Annotated in this window: 9 protein-coding genes; 4 read left to right on the top strand and 5 right to left on the bottom strand. The window is 72.4% G+C overall.

Annotated elements, in window-relative coordinates; all coding sequences use genetic code 11:
* Positions 1–25: 25 nt before the first annotated feature.
* The 5 genes from MCAG_RS14380 to MCAG_RS14395 form a co-directional block, all read right to left on the bottom strand.
* Complete coding sequence (locus MCAG_RS14380; protein WP_007073706.1) at positions 26–220, bottom strand: DUF397 domain-containing protein; 195 nt, start codon at positions 218–220, stop codon at positions 26–28.
* An 8-nt stretch (positions 221–228) separates the two neighbouring features.
* Positions 229–447 carry a Scr1 family TA system antitoxin-like transcriptional regulator gene (locus MCAG_RS34815; protein ID WP_007073707.1) on the bottom strand — a complete coding sequence of 73 codons (219 nt, stop codon included), beginning with the start codon at positions 445–447 and terminating at the stop codon, positions 229–231.
* Positions 444–731 carry a Scr1 family TA system antitoxin-like transcriptional regulator gene (locus MCAG_RS34820; RefSeq protein WP_007073708.1) on the bottom strand — a complete coding sequence of 96 codons (288 nt, stop codon included), beginning with the start codon at positions 729–731 and terminating at the stop codon, positions 444–446. Before MCAG_RS34820 ends, MCAG_RS34815 begins: the two co-directional genes overlap by 4 nt.
* A gap of 150 nt (positions 732–881) precedes the next feature.
* Positions 882–1,664 (bottom strand): type I methionyl aminopeptidase, encoded by a 783-nt coding sequence (gene map / locus MCAG_RS14390; protein WP_007073709.1) that lies wholly within the window; start codon positions 1,662–1,664, stop codon positions 882–884.
* A 179-nt stretch (positions 1,665–1,843) separates the two neighbouring features.
* A complete protein-coding gene (locus MCAG_RS14395; RefSeq protein WP_036373446.1) occupies positions 1,844–3,106 on the bottom strand; it encodes a glycosyltransferase family 4 protein in 1,263 nt (420 codons plus the stop codon).
* 80 nt (positions 3,107–3,186) lie between these two features.
* Between MCAG_RS14395 and MCAG_RS14400 the strand changes: the two genes are divergently transcribed.
* The 4 genes from MCAG_RS14400 (at position 3,187) to MCAG_RS14415 (ending at position 7,898) form a co-directional block, all read left to right on the top strand.
* Positions 3,187–4,047, top strand: coding sequence for an Fpg/Nei family DNA glycosylase (locus MCAG_RS14400; RefSeq protein WP_007073711.1), 861 nt, complete (start codon positions 3,187–3,189; stop codon positions 4,045–4,047).
* A gap of 265 nt (positions 4,048–4,312) precedes the next feature.
* Positions 4,313–5,884: a sugar transferase gene (locus MCAG_RS14405; RefSeq protein ID WP_050777972.1), complete on the top strand. Its 1,572-nt coding sequence runs from the start codon at positions 4,313–4,315 to the stop codon at positions 5,882–5,884.
* Between the two features lie 32 nt (positions 5,885–5,916).
* Positions 5,917–7,140, top strand: coding sequence for a sensor histidine kinase (locus MCAG_RS14410; RefSeq protein ID WP_007073713.1), 1,224 nt, complete (start codon positions 5,917–5,919; stop codon positions 7,138–7,140).
* Positions 7,137–7,898, top strand: coding sequence for a LytTR family DNA-binding domain-containing protein (locus MCAG_RS14415; protein WP_007073714.1), 762 nt, complete (start codon positions 7,137–7,139; stop codon positions 7,896–7,898). Before MCAG_RS14410 ends, MCAG_RS14415 begins: the two co-directional genes overlap by 4 nt.
* Positions 7,899–7,908 lie beyond the last annotated feature (10 nt).

A 7,908-nucleotide genomic window follows, 5' to 3' on the forward strand; every position in this document is an offset into this window, starting at 1 on the left:
TCGACAACCTCATGGCCCGCAACAGCTAGTTGCTCTTGAGGGAATCGATGAACGTGCGCCAGCCCTGGGCGTCGAAGGACAAGATGGGGCCGAACTTGTCCTTGCTTTCTCGAACGGCCACCCCGTCGCGGAGGTCCGCCACCTCAACGCACGCGCCGCCATTTAAGTCGCTGCGGGTGGACTTGCGCCACACCGCGTCGGTGAGGTCCGGGTTCGACATATCAGCCTCTACTTCATCTCGTCGGCGATCCGCAGGATGAGCCTCCGGGACTCCGCCGGCCCCACGGCCGCAGCCTGGAGACGACCCCAGAGCCGATTGTAGGACCGGAGCGCCTCGGGGCTGTCGAGGTAATCCGCGTCCGTGAACGTCTCCAGAGCCGCAGTGCCGACTCGCTGAGGATGAAGTTCAGCTCCGGCCCGTCCGGGCGATCGATCGCCTCTTGTCATTCGAGGCGCACTGCGATCTGCCGCTCCACGTCCTCACCCTCGTCGAGGATCGCCCGGATGTAGGGCTCGGTCTGGAGGATGCCGGGGATGACCTCGGACTGGTACCAGCGGATCTCCGCCGCGTCCGCCTCCAGGTCGAGGTACTGCCGGAACCAGTCCGGCACCACGTTCCGGTAGCCGCTCCACCGTCCCCGCTGCCGTCCGGCACGAGCGAGTTCCCGCAGCGGCTCGGCTTCCTCCCCGGTCACCCCGTAGAAGTCGAGGAGCAGCTTCAAGTCCGTCAACCGAATGCCGGACTGCCCCAGTTCCAGCCGGCCGGTCGATGTCGCTCGTGGTGGTCGCCTTGAGGCGGATCACCCCCTTGGCCACCAGGGAGACGTATCTGCCAAGCGTCCCCGAGCCCGGCAACGACACGGGGCTCACAGGATGCGGCGTCACGAGTGCGGCTGCCTCGGCAGGGTCAGGATCTCTGCCCCCTCGTCGGTGATGGCGATCGTGTGCTCGCTGTGTGCCGTCCGGCAGCCCGTCGCGCTGCGCAGCGTCCACCCGTCGGCGTCGGTGACCAGCTCGGCGGTGTCCGCCATGATCCACGGCTCCAGGGCCAGCAGCAGCCCGGGGCGCAGCTTGTAGCCCCGACCGGGCCGTCCGGTGTTCGACACGTGCGGGTCCTGGTGCATCGTCGATCCGACGCCGTGGCCGCCGAACTGGGTGTTGACCGAGTATCCCGCTTCGTTGAGGGTCGTGCCGATGGCGTGGGAGATGTCGCCGATGCGCGCCCCGGGCCCGGCGACGGCGATCCCTGCGGCGAGCGCGCGTTCGGTCGCGCTGATCAGCTCGACGCTCTGCGCGGGCTTGGTGTCGCCCACGATGAAGCTGATGGCGGAGTCCGCGACGACTCCGCCCACCGAGACGGCGAGGTCGAGGGAGAGCAGGTCGCCGTCGGCGAGCGCGTAGTCGTGCGGCAGCCCGTGCAGCACCGCGTCGTTGACGGACGTGCAGATGTAGTGGCCGAACGGCCCGCGCCCGAAGGACGGCTCGTAGTCGACGTAGCAGGACAGCGCACCGGCCTCGACGATCATGGCCTCGGCCCACCGGTCGATGTCCAGGAGGTTGGTGCCCACCTCGCAACGGCTCTTGAGCGTCTGGAGGATGTCGGCGACCAGGGCACCCGCCTCCCTCGCTCGGGGCAGCTGGGTGGGGCTCAGGATCTCGATCATGCGACGCCTTCCTCGTGCCGCCAATAACTATACCGGCCATATTATCCCGGTATTAAAATCGGCCGATGGTCAGGTTCGCGGTCGGCCTCGTAGGTCCCGAACCCCCAGTCGCGTCGGCGCCGCCAACAGAGGTCGACGCCGCCAACGAGAAGTCGGCGTCGTCGACGGAAGCAGCGGCGTCAGCGGGGCGGGCCGGCCAGCGAGGCGTACACGTCGATGAGCCGCTTGGTGACCACGTCCGGGTGGAAGGTGCGCTCGTAGCGCAGCCGCGCCGGGGCCGACAGCGCCGCCGCGCCGGCGCGGGCGACCGGCAGCGCGGCGGCCATCGCGGCCGGCTCCGGGGCCACCACCCAGCCCGCCTCGCCCGCCTCCACGCCGGTGGGCAGCGCGACGCGGCCCTGGCCGGGGGCGGCCGTAGCGAGGGCGGCCGGGCCGGTGCCGGCGGGTTCGCGCGGGGCGTCCGCTCCGATCAGGTACGGGATGCCGCCGAGGGCGGTGCCGAGCACCGGCCGGCCGCTGGCCAGCGCCTCCAGGATCACCGTGGGCAGCACGTCGTGCCAGGTGGACGCGGCGATGATCACCGCGCTGGCCTCGATCGCGGCGCGTACCCCGGCGCGGTCCAGCGGGCCGAGGTACGTCACGTCGGCGCGCTCGGCGGCGGCGGCCTCGGCCAGCGGGCGCAGCTCGCCGTCCCCGGCGATGCGCAGCGGGCCGAGGGAGCCGTCCGGGTGCCGCCGCCAGGCGTCCAGCAGCAGCCCCAGCCCCTTCTCCGGGGAGAGCCGGGCCATGTAGAGGAACCCGTCGCCGAGCGGCGCGGGGGTGCCCGGGTCGGGGATGCCGTTGGGCTTGACCACGATCCGCTCCGCCGGCACCCCGTAGTCGCGCAGGTGGTCGGCGACGGCGCTCGTGAGGGCGATGAAGCGGTCCACCGACTTCCAGGTGCCCCGGTGCACCGCGAGGGTGGTGGCCATCAGTGCGCTCTGTGCCCGCGACCCCCGGTAGCAGCGGTGCACGATCGCCGGCACGCCGAGCGCCCGGCCCCGGCAGTCCTGGCAGATCACCCCGTCGCGGAAGTACAGCCCGGACGAGCAGACCTGCCGGTAGTTGTGCACCGTCTGCACCACCGGCACGCCGTGGCCGTGCGCGGTCCGCACCACCCAGGGCGAGAGCAGCGGGTACGGGTTGTGCAGGTGCAGCACGTCGGGCCGGTGCTCGGTGATCAGCCGGCTCAGCTCCTGCTGGGCCCGGGGAGCGTAGATCGGGGAGATCGGCAGCAGCGCCTTGGCCGTCTTCGGCAGGCCGGGGATCTCGTCGGAGCTGCGCAGGAACGGCAGCACCTCCACCCCGGCCGCGCGGAGCTGGGCGATCTCCGCGTCGACGATGGTGTTCTCGCCGGACGGCTGGGCTTCCCGGTACCGGTTGTGCGCCACCACGATTCTCACAGTGCTTGCCCTTCGTTCGCGACTGCGGGACTCGCAAGCTCGTTCCTCGCGCTCACGCGAAGGAAGGCTACCGTTGGGGTGTGCCCGAACTTCCCGAGGTGGAAGCGCTCGCCGGCTACCTGCGGGAGCGCGCCGTGTCGCGGCGCGTCGACCGGGTCGAGGTGGCCGCGATCAGCGCCCTGAAGACGTACGATCCGGCGCCCGCCGCCGTGTCGGGTCGGGCGGTGACCGACGCCCGTCGGCACGGGAAGTTCCTCGACGTGGTCTTCGACGGCGACCTGCACCTGGTGGTGCACCTGGCCCGGGCGGGCTGGCTGCACTACCGGGAGTCGTTCCCGTCCGCCGCGCCGCTGCGCCCGGGGAAGGGGCCGATCGCCCTGCGGGTCCGGCTCGACGACGGCTCCGGCTTCGACCTGACCGAGGCGGGCACCCAGAAGAAGCTGGCCGCGTACCTGGTCGCCGACCCGGCGACGGTGCCCGGCGTGGCGAAGCTCGGCCCGGACGTGCTCGCCGCCGACCTGCCCACCTTCGCCGCCCGCATCCGCAGCCGGCGGGGCCAGGTCAAGGGGGTGCTGATGGACCAGGCGGTGCTGGCCGGCGTCGGCAACGCGTACTCCGACGAGATCCTGCACGCGGCGAGGCTGTCGCCGTTCGCGCTCACCGACCGGCTGACCGACGATCAGGTCGCCGCCCTGCACGAGTCGACCCGGCGGGTGCTGGGCGACGCGCTGTCCCGCTCACTGGGACACCGGGCGGCGGAACTGAAGGGCGAGAAGCGGTCCGGGCTGGCCGTGCACGCCCGCGCCGGCCTGCCCTGCCCGACCTGCGGCGATACGGTCCGGGAGGTCAGTTTCGCCGATTCGAGCCTGCAATACTGCCCCACCTGCCAGACCGGCGGCAAGCCGCTTGCTGACCGACGGTTGTCGCGGATCGTACGGTGAGTGACACCACTCGGTGATTACGCAGCGGAATCGCCTGCCGAGCGCCGATCCTCCCGGTCCGCGCCTCTACCCGGCCCGTCAACCATCGGTATAGTGGCCCGGTCCCCGGCTTTCGCACCTGAGGTGAAGCCGGCCGGATCCCACGCGGCGCACCAGGCGCGAAGTCCCTCGGGTCGACGTCCGGTGCGGGCCCCGCGTGGGAAACTGAACGGTGGGCGACCCGGGCCCTCACCACGAGTGAGCGGCACGCGTCATGCGGGAGGACATGGGTGAGGTGACGACTAGCCTCCAGCGCCCGGTAACCAACACAGGCCGGAGCAAACTCGTGCGGCACGTCGACAGCTTCGAGATCCAGCCGCCGACACCGCCGTCGCACAACGGTGTCCCCCGGTCGGCGTGGGCGCGGGCCCGCCGGCGCGTCTCCCGCTGGCACCGCCCCTACACGGCCATGCTGCTGCTGATCGACTTCGCCGCCGTGGTGCTGGCCGACTGGATCGCCCAGGAGGCGTTCGGTCAGGCCCGGGCCGGCTTCTACAACGCCCAGGCGGACCCGACCTGGTTCTACACGGTCGCGTTCCTGCTGCTGCCGCTCGGCTGGCTGGTCATCCTCTGGGGCAACCGGGCCTACGACCGGCGGTACATGGGGCTCGGGCCGGACGAGTTCAAGCGCGTGATCCGGGCCGGGGTGGCGGTGGCCGCCACCGTCTCGTTCATCGCCTTCGCCACCAAGACCGACCTCTCCCGCTACACGGTCGGTTTCGCCCTGCTCGGGGCGTTGCTACTGATCCTACTCGGCCGCATCCTGACCCGGTTCACCCTGCACGCCGTGCGTCGCCGGACCGGGCAGGCCGGGCACCGGATGGTGCTGGTCGGCACGCTGCCGGAGTGCCTGGAGGTCTACGTCGCGGTCACCCGCAACCCGAGCGCCGGGCTGGTCCCGGTGGCCATCCACATCACCGACGGGTACGCGGCGGCCCGGGGCATCCAGACCCCCGTTCCGGTGTACGCGGGCCGCGACGTCCTCGCCCTGGTGCGGGAGGTCGGCGGCGACACGATCGCGGTCTGCGGCTCGGCCAGCGCCGAGCCGGGCGAGCTGCGCCGGCTGGCCTGGCAACTGGAGGGCTCCGGCGTCGACCTGGTGGTGGCCCCGCAGCTCACCGACATCGCCGGCCCCCGGGTGCACATCCGCCCGATCGAGGGGCTGCCGCTGCTGCACGTCGAGGAGCCGACCCTGTCGGGGCCGGCGCTGCTGGTCAAGAACCTGATGGACCGGGTCGCCGCCGGGCTCGGCCTGCTCCTGCTCGTGCCGGTGTTCCTGCTCATCGGGACGGCGATCCGGCTCTCCGACCCGGGCCCGGTCTTCTTCCGGCAGCCCCGGGTCGGCCACGAGGGCCGCACGTTCCGGGTGTGGAAGTTCCGCACCATGTACGTCGACGCCGAGGACCGCCTGGCGGGCCTGGTCGACCAGAACGAGACCGACGGCATGCTGTTCAAGATGAAGCACGACCCCCGGGTCTTTCCGGTGGGCCGCTTCCTGCGGGCCTCCTCGCTCGACGAGCTGCCCCAGTTGATCAACGTGCTCTGGGGCGAGATGTCGCTGGTGGGGCCCCGCCCGCTGCCCGCCGACGACGGTGACTTCCTCGGCGACGTGCGCCGCCGGCTGCTGGTCCGGCCGGGCATGACCGGGCTGTGGCAGGTCTCCGGCCGCTCCGACCTGTCCTGGGACGAGGCGGTCCGGCTGGACCTCTACTACGTCGACAACTGGTCGCTGGCGTACGACCTGAGCATCCTGTGGCGCACGGTGGGCGTGGTGCTGGCCCGCAAGGGCGCGTACTAGCGCGCGGCGGCGGTAGCCGTCAGGATCGCGGGGTGGCTGGCAACCTCTCCGCCGTGCTCGGCGTCGTCTCCCTGGTCACCGCGCTGGGCGCGGCCCTGTACGCGGTGGTCCGGCTGCGCGCCCGCCGGGGCATCGCCACCGCCACCCAGCGGGCCACGTACGAGGTGCTGCACACCGCCGGGCTGGCCGCCGAGCCGCTGCGTACCGGCCTGAGCCCGGCGGGCGCGGCGAAGGCCGTACGCCACCTGCGGGCCCTCGTCGGCGCGGCCGGGCTGGCCCTGACGGACCGGGACAAGCTGCTCGCCCTCGACGGGCGCGGGACGCACCACGCCGACCAGCTGGTCGCGGCGGCCCGGCGGGCGGTGTCCAGCGGGCGGTCGACCGTGCTGGGGGAGCCGGAGCTGCACTGCGACCGGGTCGACTGCCCGGTCCGGGGCGCGGTGGTCGCGCCGCTGCGCGCCGACGGCCGGGTGGTCGGGGCGCTGCTCGCCGTCGCCGACGGCCCGCCCGCCCCAGGGCTGGTGCAGGCCACCCTGGAGACCGCGCACTGGGCCGGCAACCAGCTCGCCCTGGCCGAGCTGGACGCCTCCCGGGAGCGGTTGGCCCGCGCCGAGGTACGCGCGCTGCGCGCGCAGATCAGCCCCCACTTCATCTACAACGCGCTGACCGCCATCGGCTCCTTCGTCCGCACCGACCCGGAGCGGGCCCGGGAGCTGATCCTGGAGTTCGCCGAGTTCACCCGGTACTCGTTCCGGGCGCACGGCGAGTTCACCACGCTCGCGGAGGAGTTACGCTCGATCGACCGGTACCTCACGATCGAGCGGGCCCGGTTCGGCGACCGGCTCCAGGTGCGGTTGCAGATCGCCCCGGAGGTGCTGCCGGTGACCCTGCCATTCCTCTGCCTCCAGCCATTGGTCGAGAACGCGGTCCGGCACGGGTTGTCCCGCAAGCCCGGCACCGGCATGGTGAGCATCGAGGCCCGGGACGCGGGCGCCGAGTGCCACATCACGGTGGAGGACGATGGAGTGGGCATGGACCCGACGACACTGACCGCCGGCATCGCCGAGCTGGCCGGTGCCGGCAGCGACCCCACCGACGACCCGGGCCAGCACGTCGGCCTGTCGAACGTCGACGAGCGGCTCCGCTCGGCCTTCGGGGACCGGTTCGGCCTGGTCGTCGAGACCGGCCTCGGTTCGGGTACGAAGGTGAGCATGCGGGTGCCGAAGTTCCACCCCGGCGTGCGGGTCGCCTCGTGAACTCCCCCGGCTTCCTGCGGGTGCTCGCGGTCGACGACGAGCCCCCGGCGCTGGACGAGCTGGCGTACCACCTGCGGGCCGATCCCCGGGTGGCCCGGCTGCACACGGCGGGGGACGCCACCGAGGCGCTGCGGGTGCTCCGCGACGACGACGTGGACGTGGTCTTCCTGGACATCCGGATGCCCGGCCTGGACGGCATGGAGCTGGCCCGGGTGCTGCGCCGGTTCGCCCGGCCCCCGGCGATCGTCTTCGTCACCGCGTACGACGACGGGGCGGTGGACGCCTTCGACCTAGGCGCGACGGACTACGTGCGCAAGCCGGTGCGGGCGGAACGGCTGGCCGAGTCGCTGCGCCGGGTGATCGGCTCCCGGGTGGTCGCCTCGCATCCGGCGGCGCTGGCCCGTGCGGAGGAGGACCCGACGATCCCGATCGAGCTGGCCGGCACGACGCGGATGCTGCCCCGTTCGGCGGTGCGCTGGGTGGAGGCGCAGGGCGACTACGCCCGGCTGCACACCACCGACGGTTCGCACCTGGTGCGTGTCTCGCTGGCCACCCTCGCCGAGCGCTGGGCAGACGCGGGGTTCGTCCGCATCCACCGCTCGTACCTGGTGCAGCTCAAGCTCATCGCCGAGCTGCGGCTGGTCAACTCCGGGTACGTGGTGACGATCGACTCGACCGAGCTGCCGGTGAGCCGGCGGCACACCCGGGAGCTGAAGGACAAGCTGGTCCGCGCCGCCAAGCAGGACTGGAACCGCTGACCGACCGGGT

The sequence above is a fragment of the Micromonospora sp. ATCC 39149 genome (genome assembly GCF_000158815.1).
GTDB lineage: Bacteria > Actinomycetota > Actinomycetes > Mycobacteriales > Micromonosporaceae > Micromonospora.